At 38.9% G+C, this 15,463-nt stretch carries 14 protein-coding genes; 12 read left to right on the top strand and 2 right to left on the bottom strand.

Going from position 1 to position 15,463, the window contains the following annotated elements:
• Nucleotides 1–441 precede the first annotated feature (441 nt).
• The gene (locus H605_RS0114255) at nt 442–672 is read right to left on the bottom strand and encodes a hypothetical protein (RefSeq protein WP_029054843.1); all 231 of its coding nucleotides are present in this window, start codon (nt 670–672) and stop codon (nt 442–444) included.
• A gap of 234 nt (nt 673–906) precedes the next feature.
• On the bottom strand, nt 907–1,290 hold the full coding sequence (locus tag H605_RS18005; protein ID WP_051210609.1) for a helix-turn-helix domain-containing protein: 384 nt from the start codon (nt 1,288–1,290) through the stop codon (nt 907–909).
• Nucleotides 1,291–2,221: 931 nt separating this feature from the next.
• Here H605_RS18005 and H605_RS0114265 point away from each other — a divergent pair.
• From H605_RS0114265 to yabA, 12 genes are all read left to right on the top strand, one after another.
• Complete coding sequence (locus tag H605_RS0114265) at nt 2,222–3,592, top strand: polysaccharide deacetylase family protein (protein ID WP_232321182.1); 1,371 nt, start codon at nt 2,222–2,224, stop codon at nt 3,590–3,592.
• Nucleotides 3,593–3,610: 18 nt separating this feature from the next.
• Nucleotides 3,611–4,930, top strand: a complete 1,320-nt coding sequence (locus H605_RS0114270) for a nucleotide sugar dehydrogenase (protein WP_029054845.1) — start codon at nt 3,611–3,613, stop codon at nt 4,928–4,930.
• 174 nt (nt 4,931–5,104) lie between these two features.
• Nucleotides 5,105–6,742 carry a glycosyltransferase family 2 protein gene (locus H605_RS18010; RefSeq protein WP_248681217.1) on the top strand — a complete coding sequence of 546 codons (1,638 nt, stop codon included), beginning with the start codon at nt 5,105–5,107 and terminating at the stop codon, nt 6,740–6,742.
• A gap of 32 nt (nt 6,743–6,774) precedes the next feature.
• The gene (locus H605_RS0114280; protein ID WP_029054846.1) at nt 6,775–8,493 is read left to right on the top strand and encodes a polysaccharide deacetylase family protein; all 1,719 of its coding nucleotides are present in this window, start codon (nt 6,775–6,777) and stop codon (nt 8,491–8,493) included.
• Between the two features lie 34 nt (nt 8,494–8,527).
• The gene (locus H605_RS18015; RefSeq protein ID WP_051210611.1) at nt 8,528–9,802 is read left to right on the top strand and encodes a helix-turn-helix domain-containing protein; all 1,275 of its coding nucleotides are present in this window, start codon (nt 8,528–8,530) and stop codon (nt 9,800–9,802) included.
• A 419-nt stretch (nt 9,803–10,221) separates the two neighbouring features.
• Nucleotides 10,222–11,646, top strand: a complete 1,425-nt coding sequence (locus H605_RS0114295) for an aminotransferase class I/II-fold pyridoxal phosphate-dependent enzyme (RefSeq protein WP_029054847.1) — start codon at nt 10,222–10,224, stop codon at nt 11,644–11,646.
• 15 nt (nt 11,647–11,661) lie between these two features.
• The gene (tmk, locus tag H605_RS0114300) at nt 11,662–12,303 is read left to right on the top strand and encodes a dTMP kinase (protein ID WP_029054848.1); all 642 of its coding nucleotides are present in this window, start codon (nt 11,662–11,664) and stop codon (nt 12,301–12,303) included.
• Nucleotides 12,304–12,356: 53 nt separating this feature from the next.
• Nucleotides 12,357–12,686 (top strand): cyclic-di-AMP receptor, encoded by a 330-nt coding sequence (locus H605_RS0114305; protein ID WP_029054849.1) that lies wholly within the window; start codon nt 12,357–12,359, stop codon nt 12,684–12,686.
• A 17-nt stretch (nt 12,687–12,703) separates the two neighbouring features.
• Entirely contained in the window at nt 12,704–13,144 is a 441-nt protein-coding gene (locus H605_RS0114310) for a YaaR family protein (RefSeq protein WP_029054850.1), read from the top strand.
• 68 nt (nt 13,145–13,212) lie between these two features.
• Nucleotides 13,213–14,223, top strand: a complete 1,011-nt coding sequence (gene holB, locus H605_RS0114315) for a DNA polymerase III subunit delta' (protein ID WP_037562164.1) — start codon at nt 13,213–13,215, stop codon at nt 14,221–14,223.
• Complete coding sequence (locus H605_RS0114320; protein WP_029054852.1) at nt 14,216–15,043, top strand: PSP1 domain-containing protein; 828 nt, start codon at nt 14,216–14,218, stop codon at nt 15,041–15,043. The genes holB and H605_RS0114320 overlap by 8 nt, the downstream gene beginning before the upstream one ends.
• Before the next feature lie 13 nt (nt 15,044–15,056).
• The gene (gene yabA, locus H605_RS0114325; RefSeq protein WP_029054853.1) at nt 15,057–15,416 is read left to right on the top strand and encodes a DNA replication initiation control protein YabA; all 360 of its coding nucleotides are present in this window, start codon (nt 15,057–15,059) and stop codon (nt 15,414–15,416) included.
• Nucleotides 15,417–15,463 lie beyond the last annotated feature (47 nt).

Below are 15,463 nucleotides of genomic sequence, written 5' to 3' on the forward strand. Positions count from 1 at the left end.
TCCGGATGCTCCTTTAACCATTCAAGTATTTGATCTCGATAGGGATCTAACTTCTTACTTCTAGTCTGTAAAGACAATGTGAATTTGAAGAATTCATCTGGTTTCATTTTCCCATAATCAATCACCCTATTTCTAGAAATTTTGAGCTTTCTGGAGATTGCACTGTTAGAGAATCCTTCTTTACGCAATCTATGTATTTCATTGTAAACCATCCACTTTTCCACTTCCTATACCTCTCTTTCTATAGACTAGCTTCAGTATATAGAAAGTAGATTTTTTTGTGGAAAACTGTTGATTCTTATTTGTTGAAAGCTGTTGAATCTAGTTTAACGTTTACAACTGGCTAGAGAATTGAAACAATAATAATAGAATCCATGTCATAAAGCCCATGGATTAGATGGTAATAATCTCTATTCAATTAGATTGAAGCTGGCTCACTAATCATACGGAATAGTATATATCGTCTTCACTTTCGTAGCGTACAGCAATGGAATGCCCATTGTCTGATTGGAATTTAAGTGCGGTAGTGTCTAGGTCACCAGTAAGTATAGAAAACGAATGTCGATCTTGTTGGGAGGGTAGAAGAGAATAGTGGATAATATCATGGATGAGAGAAGACATTTCTTCGTACGATGTAAAAATATAATACTCATTGACCATATATGCCGGCATACTGCTCATCTCCTAAATAAATAGAATGAAGACACGAGCGACGGGAAAGGAAAAGTAAATAATTATCTATTCAGCAAGTACTAGAGCGTTGACTTCAAAGTATAAAGCCCGAAGTATACTATATGAATCAACAACTATACATGTGAATAGAAAAATCATTCTACAGTTATTATATAGTAGGTTTATATAAAATACTATTGAGTATTGTCGGAAAATTTAAAATGGTAAAATAGATTATTTTTTTAAATTGTACATAGTTTGCATGAATGCTAACAATGCATTTTTATCTGTGTCAGATAACCTTATACCGTTGAAGGATATTTGTTCTTGCAATAAATTCTCTAGTTCAAGTTCTTTAGACGGCTTATTATTTTTAGATGAAGAGATAGCTTGATCTACTGTTCCATTAGGCAGGTAACCTGCCAATATTAATAACTCATTTTTATCTGCTTCTAACGCTGCTGCTAGTGCACAAATCGTTTCACGAGAAGGGTTGTATCTACCTTTTTCCAATGAAGCGATGAAAGAGTAGCTCAGATCAGCTAGGTCTGCCAAATAACGTAAAGTCATTTGTCTCTGTTCACGTAATTTTCGTAGGCGTTTTCCAAATTCGTTCAAATAGATCCTCTCCTTAGCCATTTGTAATTTAATATTGAAGAGTATGTACTACTATCATAACCTATTTATTGATAAATAACAGAAAATACTGGTATGAATATTTTTAGGTAAAAAGACTTCACTTGAGAATGTACAAAACGTTGTAAAAAATAAATTTGAAAGACTATACTACCAAAAAAACTAAGTAGAAAAGAAGTTGAATAATTCACTACTAACAAACCGTATTTTATGCTATATAACCATTTTACACAATTTCTATATGTACTTCTATACTCCATGTCCCTCAGTTTAATAATTTATAGAGTAATATCCAACATATTAACCGAAATAAAAGAATAACAAACTTCTCTGTTCATTTCATACTAAAATAATTGGTGCAATTAACTAATAAATGTGTTGACAAAAAGTACAAAACAACATATTATGTGTTGTGAGGCTGAACAAAAGTTTTTTTGCTCAATTTGTTTAGAAAAACAACACATAATGAATTACTGGAGAGGGGGTAATAAATAACCTTATTAAAATTGAAAACAACCTTGTACTATGTGAATGTCTATTCTTACATCCATCTGAATGTACTAAGTTCACAGTTCAGTTCCAATGAAGAGCTAGTGGTCTAAGGCATGAACGATAGGTATTGCAATGAAAAGATAGTTATAAGATCTGTAACATAAATCAAATGTACTAATAAAATATTATATTAGCAGCTCTGAATTTCCTATTAATATGAGTCGATTAGTATACTTCCTACAAACTCTGAACTATATATTCAAGTCTTACGTATAAAAGTATCAAAATGATGATGATACGGAAAGTGTAGGTGTTGAGAATGCGTTATGAAAATTGGAAATCTCATAGGCTTAGCAAATTAAAATCTACTTCGCTACTGTTACTTCTCAGTTCCTTATTAGTGGTAGGAGGATGTTCACCATTGTTTGGGGGTGAAAAGAGCGGTGATTCAGCAGCGGTATCGCTAGCCAGTGAAAAGATAGATCCGTATGTGGGTGAAAAAAGTGAAGTTCTTTCTTATGTATGGACTACTAGGAAGGAATTATCTCTTACATTTAACGGAATGGCTGACAAAAAGACGATGGTTTCACTTTTGGATGCACTAGAGCAAAACAATATTCCAGCCACATTCTTTTTGCCGGGCATTCGGGTAGCAGAAGAGCCTGAAATCGCCAAAATGATTTTGGATCGTGGCCATGAAATTGAAAACAACACATTAAATCAAAAGGATCTTCGCAATATAAGTTATGAGCAACTGTATAGAGAAGTCAAGCTCAGTAATGAAGTAATTCAGAAGGAAACCGGTATAACACCTCGTTATGTCAGAACGAGATCAGGTGAATACAATGAGGACCTTCAAGCCATAACAGCACAGCTTGGCATGGATGCGGTTATCAATTACACGATCAACCCACGGGAAGGGGATATGCAGAGTGCTAAATCAATCGGCGAATATATTGAAAGGTATATAACACGCGGGTCGATCATTTCCATGCATACGGATATTAATCCTGAGGTTGTTGGTGCTATTCCGTATATCGCGAAAGCCGTTGAAAAAACAGGCTATAAATTAATTCCACTAAAAGAACTAGTTGATAGAGGTACTAAGCGTAAGCCACTTGAACAAGTCACAGGCTATGATGAAATTAAAATTAATCCAAATTATAGAGCTGTTAAACCAAATATCTTCTACGATGCCCCTACGGAAGAAAAAGTGATCGCGCTGACATTTGACGACTGGGCAAGCGATTACACAGTAACAAAGATTCTCGATATTTTGAAAGAGGAGAAAGTGCCTTCCACGTTCTTCTTGATTGGTAAAGGTGTAGAGAAGAACCCAAACTTAGCACGCGCTATTTATGAGCAAGGCCATGAAGTTGCAAGTCACTCTTACGGCCATGAGGTAGTAACAGGGATGACACCTGAAGAACTACAAGAGGATTTGGTTAAAGCGCATAAAGTGATTACGGAAGCGATTCAAGCGAAACCGACTATGCTGTTCCGTCCTGCTACTGGTGAAATAGATGAAAATACAGCGAAAATTGCAATGGCGACAGGTTATAAAAGCATTGCATTATACGATGTCACACCATTTGACTGGGATACAGCAAACGATGCCGATGAAATTGTCAAACGTATTGTCAACAAACGGGGAGATGGAAGTGTCATTGTACTTCACATCTTGGATGGCACGCAGACGATTGAAGCCCTTCCTAAAGTTATCCATACATTACGCGAACAAGGCTACACATTTAAACACATGACAGAATTAATGCGAATGAAGAATAACTAAAAGATGGAGATGGTATGAATGGCCAATTCATTATACGAGCAAATCATGTATAAACAAGAAAAGATTGCTGTCGTTGGTTTAGGTTACGTCGGACTGCCAGTAGCTATCTCATTTTCGGAAGTGGCAGATGTAATAGGATTCGATGTCAGTGAAAAGAAGATTGATCAGTTACTTGCTGGAATTGACGTAACAGGTGATGTTGGAGATGAACGAGTCCGTGATACGAGCATGTTATTTACATCAAATGAAAAGGACTTGCAAGACGCCAAGTTTTTCGTCGTGGCAGTTCCAACACCTATTCAGGCTGGAAATCTTCCCGACTTGAAAGCTCTTCAGTTGGCCAGCCAGGTGGTAGGAAGAAATATGAGGAAGGGATCAGTCGTGGTCTATGAGTCAACTGTATATCCCGGAGTTACAGAGGAAGTGTGCATACTTGAACTTGAAGCTGCATCCAACCTGAAATTTGGTACGGATTTCACAGTAGGATATTCACCAGAGCGCATAAATCCAGGTGATCAAGTCCATCGACTTGAAAACATTATTAAAATTGTCTCTGGCAGTGATGAGGAAACACTAAATACTGTAGCAAGTGTATATGAAATGATTATAGATGCTGGCGTATATCGTGCGGAATGCATCAAAGTAGCGGAAGCTGCAAAAGTTATCGAAAATGCACAGCGGGATATTAACATCGCTTTTATGAATGAACTCTCCATGTTGTTCAATCAAATGAAAATCGATACGCAGGCGGTATTGCGTGCAGCAAAAACGAAGTGGAACTTCCTACCGTTTTCTCCCGGATTAGTAGGCGGTCACTGCATAGGAATCGATCCTTATTATTTAACGTATAAAGCAGAGGACTGTGGATATCGATCTAAAATACTACTAGCAGGGCGCCATATCAATGATTCTATGGCTGCGTATATTTCCCAGCAAATTCTCAAGACGCTTGTACAGCAGAAAGTGAATATGAATACTATCAGGGTAGGTGTACTAGGTCTTACTTTTAAAGAAGATTGTCCTGACTTCCGTAACACAAAAGTACTCGATATTATCAAGGAATTAAAGGAGTACGGAATCGAACCAATTGTCGCAGATCCATTGGCGGATCCCAAGGCGGTCAAAGAACAATGTGACATCACACTTGTCTCCATTGATGAATTCAAAGACTTGCACGCAGTGATCGTGGCAGTACCACATGAAATATACAGGGGGCTAATGTTGGTAGATTTTCAACAAATGTTCAAAACAGAATCTACTCAATTACTGGTAGATATAAAAGGTGTCTTTAATAAAAAACAATTTGAAGACCAGAATATTCGGTATTGGAGTCTATAAGAAAGGTGTGGAATTATGGTGAAAGAAAAATCTAATGCCAAAACAACAGGTAGATACACTAGTGAATCGACCCTTCTTCCAAACATTCCAATACTGCAGAGAGGTGAAGAAGGAAAAATAATCCAAACAAATCGACTGTTGAAGGATTCCTACTCATGTGATTTCAACGTAATAATGAAAAATAAAAAAGTCGGTAGCAAAATGAAAATGAAAGCTATTGAAATATCCAAAAAAGAGCTGATTGTGGACTTCGACTCGTCCATGAATTCACTGAAGGCCGGCGATGTCGTAAACTTACGTTTTAAAATGCCTAAAGGAACGATGGAGGAAGAATACGAGTCGACGGTGAGAATTCGAGGAACAGTTAGTTGGCGGGAAGTGAAGATGCCGAATGACGAAATCACTTGGAATCTGGTCTTCAAATTCGTTCAGTCACTGGATTCTTACTTCCAGCGAGTAAAGTGGAGATTTATTACTACCTTCACACTTGCCAGTCTTTTACTTGTCTCATTCTTTATTGTATTAATGCGCTTTGAAAGTCTAGTCTATTTCAAGTTTAATAAGTTCATTTATTTCTATAGTCTGATTGCAGCTACATTTTTGCTAACCCGGTATATATTTGGTGCTTTCTATAGGAATGTACCAATTAACTCTACTTATCGTCCAGGTGTTTCTATTATTATTCCGGTTTTTAATGAAGAAGAGTGGATCAAAAAAACGATATACGGTTGTCTGAATCAAAACTATCCAATCGATAAACTAGAAGTAATCGTCGTCGATGATCAGTCTACGGATCTCACGGTAGAAAATATTTGGAAGGCAGTAGAAAAGTTAGAAAGTGAAGACGCAATATACAGAATTAAAGAACGCTTACATGTATACGTGATGCCGAAAAATGGTGGGAAACGGAAGGCATTAGTAGATGGTGTCGCAATGGCCAAACATGATCTCGTCGTTTTTGTCGATTCGGATAGTATCTTGAAACCTAATGCTATTTTGAATTTAGTCCAGCCGTTTCAAGATCCTAAAATGGGGGGAGTCGCAGGGAGGACAGATGTTGAAAATAAATATACAAACAGTATTACTAAATTACAAGTCGTACGTTATTACATTGCTTTCCGCGTCATGAAAGCAGCCGAATCATACTTTGACTGTGTCACTTGTTTATCGGGTCCACTGTCTTGCTATAGAAAGTCTTTAGTTATCGAGAACCAAGAGAATTGGCTAAATCAAACTTTCTTAGGACAGCCAGCAACATTTGGTGATGACCGCAGTATGACCAACTATATTCTACAAACACACCGCACGGCATACCAAGATAAGGCAATTTGTTCAACAGTTGTACCTGATAAATTTGGTGTGTTTTTAAAGCAGCAAATGCGCTGGAAACGCTCTTGGTTGCGTGAATCACTACGAGCAGGAACATTTATTTGGAAGAAGGAAGTATTGATGGCTCTGTTCTTTTATGTGGGTCTGATTGTACCAATTGCAGCACCGGTTGTCGTACTATACAACTTAGTCTATGTGCCGCTGTTTCATGGAATAGTCCCCACAACTTTCCTGATGGGACTATTTCTTATGGCCTTTATGCTGAGCGCCACCTACTTGTTCTTTAAGAAAAGCAGTCTGTGGGTCTTCGGATTTGTATTTGTTTTGATGTATGAGGCTGTTCTATTGTGGCAGATGCCTGTTGCATGGGTGACATTCTGGAAGTCAACTTGGGGAACGCGCGATACACCACAGGATATTGAAGCGCGTGAGAAGAAGTTGGGGAAGAAGCAGAAAAAGGATCCTCTAACTATCAAATCATAACTATATGAATTTGTAGACAAGGAGAATGACATATGAAACGAAACAGTAATGAAATATTAGATTATGAAAAGAAGAATAGACGGAAAGTCAGACGATCAATTTTTCAATTGTGTATTTTATTGGTTATTGTTTTCCTTGTGTTCCAAACGTTTGTCGAAATGAATCGTTATGATGCATCAGACACTAAAGAGTGGAAGAACAAGCGAGGTTTTATTGCTCTTTCGTATCCAGGAGTATCAAGGGATGGGTCAGACTCTCTATTTGCAAAAAAACAATTGCAACAACAACTGGAAGCATTGATGGAACAAGGATACGAGACAATCTCTCAACAAGATATTTTGAATTTCTACAATAACAAGAAACCGTTGCCTGAAAAAGCATTGTTCCTTGCCTTCGAAGATGGACGTACGGATACGAGTGTATTCGTCAACCCACTGTTGAAGAAGTATAACTACAAAGCGACATTGCTCTCTTTTGCCAACAAATTAGACGAGAACGATAAGCGTTTTCTTCAACCTTCACATCTAAAACAGATGCAAAAAAGTGGCTTTTGGGAATTAGGTAGTAATGGTAACCGTTTAACATACATTAATATCTTCAATAAAGAGGGGACATTCTTGAATATTCGAGATGACGAAGAAATACTGAGTAAAGACGAAATCAATTCGTACAATCACTTTTCAATGGACTTCATTCGCGATCAGAACTTGATTCCGAGTGAGAACCGAGTGGAAATGGAGAAGCGCATTACAAATGACTATGAAGAGATGCGCAATGTGTATCAAAAACAATTGGGTACTATGCCTGGCGTCTACATGATTATGCATGCAAATGGTCTGTATAATACAGCAAATAAATTGGTTACAGAAGTCAATGACAAAGAGATTAGAAAGACATTTGATATGCACTTCAATCAAGAAGGGGATGCATACAACACAAGAGCTAAAGAACTATATAATCTAAGCCGCGTGCAGCCAAAGACATCTTGGTCAACGAATCATTTACTCATGAAGATTCTAAGTGATACAAATCAAAAGGTAGATTTCGTGAAAGGTAATGAGAAACAAGCCAAACAGTGGAAGACAATTGAAAGCGCAGCGGAGTTTCATGATAATACAATCACTCTTACTTCAAAAGCAAAAAAGCATGGAAAATTGATACTGACAGAAAGTACTAACAAGGATATACAGTTCACAGGAAAAGTGGGAGGTACTGCTGAAGGCCAACAATCCATATACTTACGACGTAGTGATAATGGCAATTCATATGTAAAAATTGCATTTGAAAACGATGAACTAGTGATTGAAGAAAAGGTGGCAGGGCAGTTGAAAGAGTTACTTGAAACAAAGCCGATTCCGAAAGCCACAATGGAGCAAATAACGGATCAAGATAAAACTGCCTCAGAAAAAGCACAACGACAAAAGATATTTAATGAAAAGAAATTTAAAATTGAACTTCAAGATAATAAATTAAACGTCTGGCTGAATGATAGAAAGGTCGTCAATAAGCTAGTCGTCAATCGAGAGATTCAAGCTGGAAAACTAGCACTAGGTTCTACATGGATACCAGGAGAATTTAATGATCCAATTCATGATGCACAGTTCAGTGATGTGACGATTGCTTCCTTGGCTAACAGTGATGTTGCGAAGACGATATTATTTACAAATGAAATACAAAAGCCACAGCAACTAATGTATACGTTTGTTGGATCAATTAAGTCGGCAATGAACTGGGTAGTTGATAATTTCTAACAACTAGCATGAACTAAAAAAGGCGGAGATTTCATTGCTTACTAATAAAAAAATATTACTCATTGTAATTTCCTGTTTCTTTGTTAGTGGATGCCAGGAAAAAAAGCAGCAAACTATGGATGTATCAGTTCTAGATGAATTGGAATTTTCAGCTTGGGTGACGGAATGGCAATGGCAAAGTGGTGTGGAAGACCTCCGACAAGTTCAAGGTGTAGATAGGGCACAGGTTTTTGCAGCCTATTTTGATGAAGAGGATCACGTGTACTTGCGAGACGAAATGGACGATGCTATTGACGCTATGAAGAAACTATCAAAGGAACGTAATATACCTCTCGATTTAACGATTGTAAATGACCAGTTTCTACCTGATGGAACAGTCGTGCACAAAGATTCTGAGTTAATTGGACGCTTGGTAGAAACACCAGAAAGTCGCAAAAGACATATTGATAATATTTTGGAATATGTCGATGCCTATCAATTTGAAGGTCTAGAAATAGACTATGAAAATATAAGTAAAGAAGACCTACCCAACTTGCTTCAATTTTATAAAGAGCTATATGACGTTCTTCAAGCACAAGGAAAACCGTTACGCATTCTATTGGAACCAAATTTACACGTGGAACAATATAATTTTCCGGTAGGACCAGTCTACGTCATGATGGCATATAATTTATATGGGGGCCATTCGGAGCCGGGTCCGAAAGCAGATGACGAATTCATCCGAATAGTAGTGAATAAAATGAAAACTCTACCTGGGCAACCGGTTATCGCCCTATCAACTGGCGGTTTTAGTTGGCTGCACGGAAAAGATGAGATGAAAACCCTAACTGAATCAGAGGCAGAAGATCTTGCTGAGAAAAGTAAAGTTATACCTATGAGAGATCCATCCAGTGGCGGTATGTACTTTGATTACCAGGATAAACATGGTGAAACGTTCACTGTTTGGTACGGAGATCAGCAGACTTTGTACCAATGGATGAAAATTGCAGCCGAAGAGGGGCAAATGAGGGTTTCTTTATGGCGAATGGGTGGAATGGAAACATCCACATTGGAGTTCCTGAATAAAGCAGTCAATTACAAAGCGAGAGTGAGAGGAGAAAACGGGATGTTTGCCAATCATATAAAAGAACTCAGGAAAGAAATGAACCTGACGCAGGCTGAACTGGCTGAGCGGGTAGGCATCGGGCGTACAGCATTATCCAAAATAGAGAATGGAGCTTACTATCCAAGCGCTAAAACAATGAAGAAAATCTCGGATGTACTCAATAAACCAATCGGAGAAATATTTTTTAATACAAATATTTCGTGAGGACACGCAGATCGCTATGAATGCTTTAACAAAAGATATGTGGAGCAACTTTTCAAGCACCATATATCTTTTATTATGGCGGCATCGATCCTAGATACAACGAATCAAAGAATATACGACACATTTCTAGTGAATTAGGAAAGTCTCGTTCGATTGAAGAATCTGAAGGGGATTTTTTATAGAGAGTGATATAGAAGGTGATATACATTATCACCATCCTTCCTTGTCGCTGTCGTGTTACAAGCAATATTACAGAAAACACATTCAGAGAAGTCTGCAGTAGTACTACATAAAAAATAACCGAAATACACTTACAGCAATTACAGCTGTAAGTATGGGTTCATACAAATAGCGATTCTCCTTTACTCAGGAGTGTCGCTTTTTGCTATACTGAATGAAAGTAAAGGAGTGCGTAATAGATGAAGTATCAAGATCGTCCACTTGTGCAAGCTTTGCAGAATTTCCATGACCGGAGTCCGGTGTCATTCCATGTGCCTGGACATAAAGGTGGTGCATTATCCGATTTGCCAGTTGCTGTGCGTCAAGCCCTTGCATATGATTTGACGGAACTGACAGGACTAGATGACTTGCATGAAGCGACAGGAGCGATTAAAGAAGCGGAAGACAAGTTGGCATGTCTTTATGGAAGTGAACAGAGTTTCTTTCTGGTGAATGGTTCGACAGTAGGAAACCTGGCTATGCTGTATGCAACAGTTCAGCCTGGAGACTTGGTAATGGTACAACGTAATGCACATAAATCTATATTCAATGCACTGGAACTGACAGGTGCGAATCCAGTGTTTCTATCGCCGGATTGGGATGAACAGACGCAAACCGCTGGAACGGTTTCCTTGAAGACTGTAAAAGAAGCACTTGCACAGTATCCCGACGTAAAAGCAGCCGTTTTTACCACGCCTACTTATTACGGAATAATAAATAGAGATCTTAGACAGATTATAGAAGTATGTCATAGCTATAGTATACCGATTCTCGTTGATGAAGCGCATGGAGCACACTTTATAGTGCATGACGCATTTCCAAAGAGTGCACTTGAACTCGGAGCAGATCTGGTCGTTCAGTCTGCGCATAAAACATTACCGGCGATGACGATGGCATCGTTTTTACATATACGTTCAAAATTCGTAAAGGTAGAAAGAGTAGCACATTACCTCCAAATGTTACAGTCAAGCAGTCCATCTTATTTAATGATGGCATCTTTGGATGATGCAAGGTATTATGCAGAGACGTACGATGAAAAAGACTATGAGAGTTTTCAAATATACAGAAATAATTTAATTCAAGGTCTATGCAACATAGCGCGCGTTGAAGTAGTGAGGACAGACGATCAACTGAAGTTGCTCATACGCGCGGCAGGTCATACGGGATACGTCTTGCAAGAGGCATTGGAGCAGCAGGGCATTTATCCTGAGTTGGCGGATCTATACCAAGTGTTGCTTGTACTACCTTTGTTGAAAGCAGGGGATGAAGAAAGCTGCGTTGACCTGGTGGATCAATTTAAGGTAGCGATGGACTGCTTAGCAGAGAAAGAAACTACTTCAATGCGGTTCAACAACTTTACGTCAAACAGTTCTCCATCGTCGGTAGTATATACAGCAAACCAGCTTCATACGATGGATATAGAATGGGTAAGTATGCAGAGTGCAATTGGAAAAGTGGCAGCGGCCGCAATTATTCCGTACCCGCCAGGCATTCCACTTTTATGTGCTGGAGAGCGTATTAACCAAGAACACATGGTACAAATATACGATCTATTAATGGCCGGTTGTAGATTTCAAGGAGCCATCAATCGAGAGAAGAAACAAATAAAAGTAGTTTTTGAATAGATAGGGGAAAAGAAGATGACAGGATTATTCATTAGTTTTGAAGGGCCGGAAGGGGCTGGTAAAACTACCGTATTGCAAAAAGTAGCAGAGCGCTTAAAGGCACATGGAGAAGATGTGGTCATGACACGAGAACCGGGTGGAATTCCTATTGCAGAAAAAATTCGAGAAGTCATCTTGGATTCAACTCACAGTGCGATGGACGGCAAGACGGAAGCGTTGCTGTATGCGGCTGCGCGTAGACAACATTTAGTAGAGAAAATTATACCTGCTCTGAAACAAAATAAAATTGTATTATGTGATCGTTTTATTGACAGTTCATTAGCATATCAAGGGTTTGCACGTGGACTAGGCATAGATGAAGTACTAGCAATCAACTTGTTCGCGATTGAGGAATATATGCCCGATTGCACAATATTCTTCGATGTGCCACCTGAAGTAGGATTAACTCGGATATGGAAAGACAAAGATCGTGAACAGAACCGTCTGGACTTGGAAACGCTGGAGTTTCATGAGAAAGTGTACAAAGGCTATCAGGAAGTGATACTAGGGAATGAAGGGCGAATCCAGGTGGTGGATGCACAACTATTACCAGCACAAGTAATTGAAAATGTTTGGCAAATTGTAAGTTCAGAAGTCAACTTACATAAGAATCCATGATATAATAAAGAAGAAATATATTTTTTTAAGAAATCGGAAAAGGGGAGAGTACTTTGAAACTGATTGTAGCAGTGGTACAGGACCAGGATAGTAACCGATTATCTTCTGCATTGACTAAAAGTGATTTTCGGAATACAAAATTAGCCAGTACAGGTGGATTTCTTCGCGCAGGTAACACAACGTTTCTAATGGGTGTGGAGGATGACTTAGTCTCCAAGGCATTGGATTTAATTCGTGATAATTGTCGTTCTCGCGATCAAATGGTCGCACCAGTTTCACCAATGGGTGGTAATGCTGATTCATATATTCCGTACCCAATCGAAGTTGAAGTAGGGGGAGCTACTGTATTTGTCTTGCCAATTGAACAGTTCCACCACTTTTAATCTAGAGGTGAATGCTGATGAAAGTCAATGGTGAATACCGTACAGGATTGGATAAGTTACCTCCTGATCCCCTTCGGCATACACAAGGTAATGCCAAATTTGGACAAATGGTAGAAAAACAAGGATTGCGTCTGCAAGGAGAACAGATTACACGGTTGTTTGGGGACATCTCAAGTGCCGGGGATCGACTTGCAAGATCTCGGAATTTACGTGATATGGCGAAGTACAAGATGCTAATCAAACGTTTCTTGAAAGAAGCAGTAGATTCAGGTATTGAGTTAACACAATCTCATACATGGAACCAATTCGGTGAAGGTCGCCGGTTGAATCTTGTCCAAACAATAGATGAAAAACTAATCGCGTTGACGGAAGCGCTGTTGGATGAAGAAGAATCATCCATTGATTTACTTGCCAAAATAGGTGAAATCAAAGGTCTTCTTGTCAATTTATATACGTGATCCCGTGCCGCAATCATATGTAGCACGGGGTTTTTTGCAACATCTTTACCAACTAAGGAGGGGCTTGCATGTCACAGAAGTTGCACGACCATGCATTGCAGTCTCAGAAGCAAGTTATTGATAGACTAACTATGATTCACAAAAGACAGCGTATTGGACATGCCTATATATTTGATGGTTCAAATGGTGCAGGAAAAGAAGCGGTTGCGCAATATTTTACGAAATTATTATTATGTATGGATCCAAAAGAAAATGTTCCATGTGAAACATGTAACTCGTGTAAACGTATAGAATCGGGTAATCATCCAAACGTAGTACTAATCAGACCCGATGGACAGGACATCAAAAAGGATCAAATGTCTGAGTTGATTATGAAAATGACGAAAAAAGGATATGAAGAAGGACGGAAAGTATATGTGATTGTGAATGCGGAAAGAATGAATTCTTCAGCAGCCAATACATTGCTGAAGTTTCTAGAAGAACCTGAAGGAAACGTCACAGCTATTTTGCTTACAAACTCCTATCCATCGATATTGCCGACAATTCAATCACGTTGTCAGCGGATTTCACTACAGTCGATGAATCGTCAAAGTAGTATTGAAAGTCTCGTAGAAAAAGGAGTTACAGCCTCTATGGCATCCACTGTAACGATGATGACAGCAAATGTCGAAGCGGCTTATGAAATGGCTCAAGAAGATTCCTTTGTACAGAGACGGAGATTAGTGTTAAAATTAGTAGAGGCAATTGAACAGCGAACTCCAGGTGAGGCATTGTTGTTCATTCAGACAGATTGGATGCCTTTTATGAAGGAGAAAAGTGATTGTGAACAAGGACTCGATTTACTTCTCTTTGCATACCGTGATATTGTGGCGGTCAAAGCAGGGTTGCAGTCGACTATATCCTATCCCGATCAATTGGAAGTCTTCACAGGACATTCTGTCAAAAATACTTATAGCAGTTTAACTGTTAAAATAGATGCCGTCTTGCAGGCGAAAAAACGATTGCATCAAAATATGAATCGTACGCTTTTACTAGAACAATTGGTGCTTACTATGCAGGAGGGGTTATTGTTTGTTTAAAGTCGTAGGCGTCCGCTTTAAAAAAGCGGGAAAGTTATATTATTTTGACCCATTGGATATGCCGATTGAAATTGGCGACTATGTTATTGTGGAAACCGCAAGAGGCGTAGAGTACGGTAAAGTAGCCAGTCGAAGTAATGAAATAGATGATGAAGATGTCGTCTTGCCACTGAAAAAGATCATTCGTCTTGCAGATGAGGGTGATCGTGAACGTGTGAAAGAAAATGAGCAAGAAGCAAATGAAGCATTTGATGTCTGCGTAGAAAAAATTACAGAACATCAATTGGATATGCGTTTAGTAGATGTAGAATATACATTTGACCGAAATAAAATTGTGTTTTACTTCACTGCTGAAGGTCGCGTGGACTTTCGTAATCTAGTGAAGGATCTTGCCGCCATTTTCCGGACAAGAATTGAATTGCGCCAAATTGGTGTACGAGATGAGGCAAAAATGCTAGGCGGTATTGGACCGTGTGGTAGAATGCTTTGCTGTTCAACATTTTTAGGTGATTTTGAGCCGGTATCCATTAAGATGGCAAAAGATCAAAACCTTTCGCTGAACCCATCGAAGATTTCCGGACTATGCGGTCGCTTGATGTGTTGTCTGAAGTATGAAAATGACGCATATGAAGAAGCAAAAGCGTTAATGCCTGATCTTGGTAAACAAGTAATTACACAAGATGGAGTAGGAAAAGTAGTCGGACTGAACTTATTGGAGCGTGTGCTTCAAGTGAATATACCAGCATTTGAACGAGTAGTAGAATATGCGTGGAGCGAGATTGAGGACTTACAGAAAGAAACAGCTCAATTGACTAAATGATGAGGTGGAACAGTTGAAAGAAGTGAACTTTCTTGACAGGGTAATGGAGTTTGAACAACAGTTGGATTCTATGCAAAAACAATTCAGGGAACTCATTGGATTTGTTGCAAAGATGACTGAAGAAAACCACTCGCTTCGTCTGGAAAACCATCATCTGCGAACGCGACTCGATGAAATCGATAAGATTACACAAGAAATAGAAGAGGCCGCGCGTGATGAACGTCCAAAGAAGCTTGATGTGGGCGAAGGCGTAGACAATCTGGCTCGCTTGTACAATGAAGGTTTTCATGTGTGCAATGTACACTACGGCAGTAGCCGTAAAGGTGAAGATTGTCTATTCTGCCTGTCATTCTTAAATAAACAGAACGGTTGAGAGGTCAATTCCTATTTTTAGGTATTGGCTTTTTCTTTTGAATGAAG

The organism is Sporosarcina ureae DSM 2281, assembly GCF_000425545.1.
Taxonomy (GTDB): domain Bacteria; phylum Bacillota; class Bacilli; order Bacillales_A; family Planococcaceae; genus Sporosarcina; species Sporosarcina ureae.

What these genes read in the sequence shown, in the direction of transcription:
- tmk (WP_029054848.1), top strand. Translation starts at nt 11,662, where the DNA reads ATGACAGGATTATTCATTAGTTTTGAAGGGCCGGAAGGGGCTGGTAAA.
- H605_RS0114280 (WP_029054846.1), top strand. Translation starts at nt 6,775, where the DNA reads ATGAAACGAAACAGTAATGAAATATTAGATTATGAAAAGAAGAATAGA.
- H605_RS0114310 (WP_029054850.1), top strand. Translation starts at nt 12,704, where the DNA reads ATGAAAGTCAATGGTGAATACCGTACAGGATTGGATAAGTTACCTCCT.
- H605_RS18010 (WP_248681217.1), top strand. Translation starts at nt 5,105, where the DNA reads ATGAAAAATAAAAAAGTCGGTAGCAAAATGAAAATGAAAGCTATTGAA.
- holB (WP_037562164.1), top strand. Translation starts at nt 13,213, where the DNA reads ATGTCACAGAAGTTGCACGACCATGCATTGCAGTCTCAGAAGCAAGTT.
- H605_RS0114255 (WP_029054843.1), bottom strand. Translation starts at nt 672, where the DNA reads ATGCCGGCATATATGGTCAATGAGTATTATATTTTTACATCGTACGAA.
- H605_RS0114295 (WP_029054847.1), top strand. Translation starts at nt 10,222, where the DNA reads ATGAAGTATCAAGATCGTCCACTTGTGCAAGCTTTGCAGAATTTCCAT.
- H605_RS0114270 (WP_029054845.1), top strand. Translation starts at nt 3,611, where the DNA reads ATGGCCAATTCATTATACGAGCAAATCATGTATAAACAAGAAAAGATT.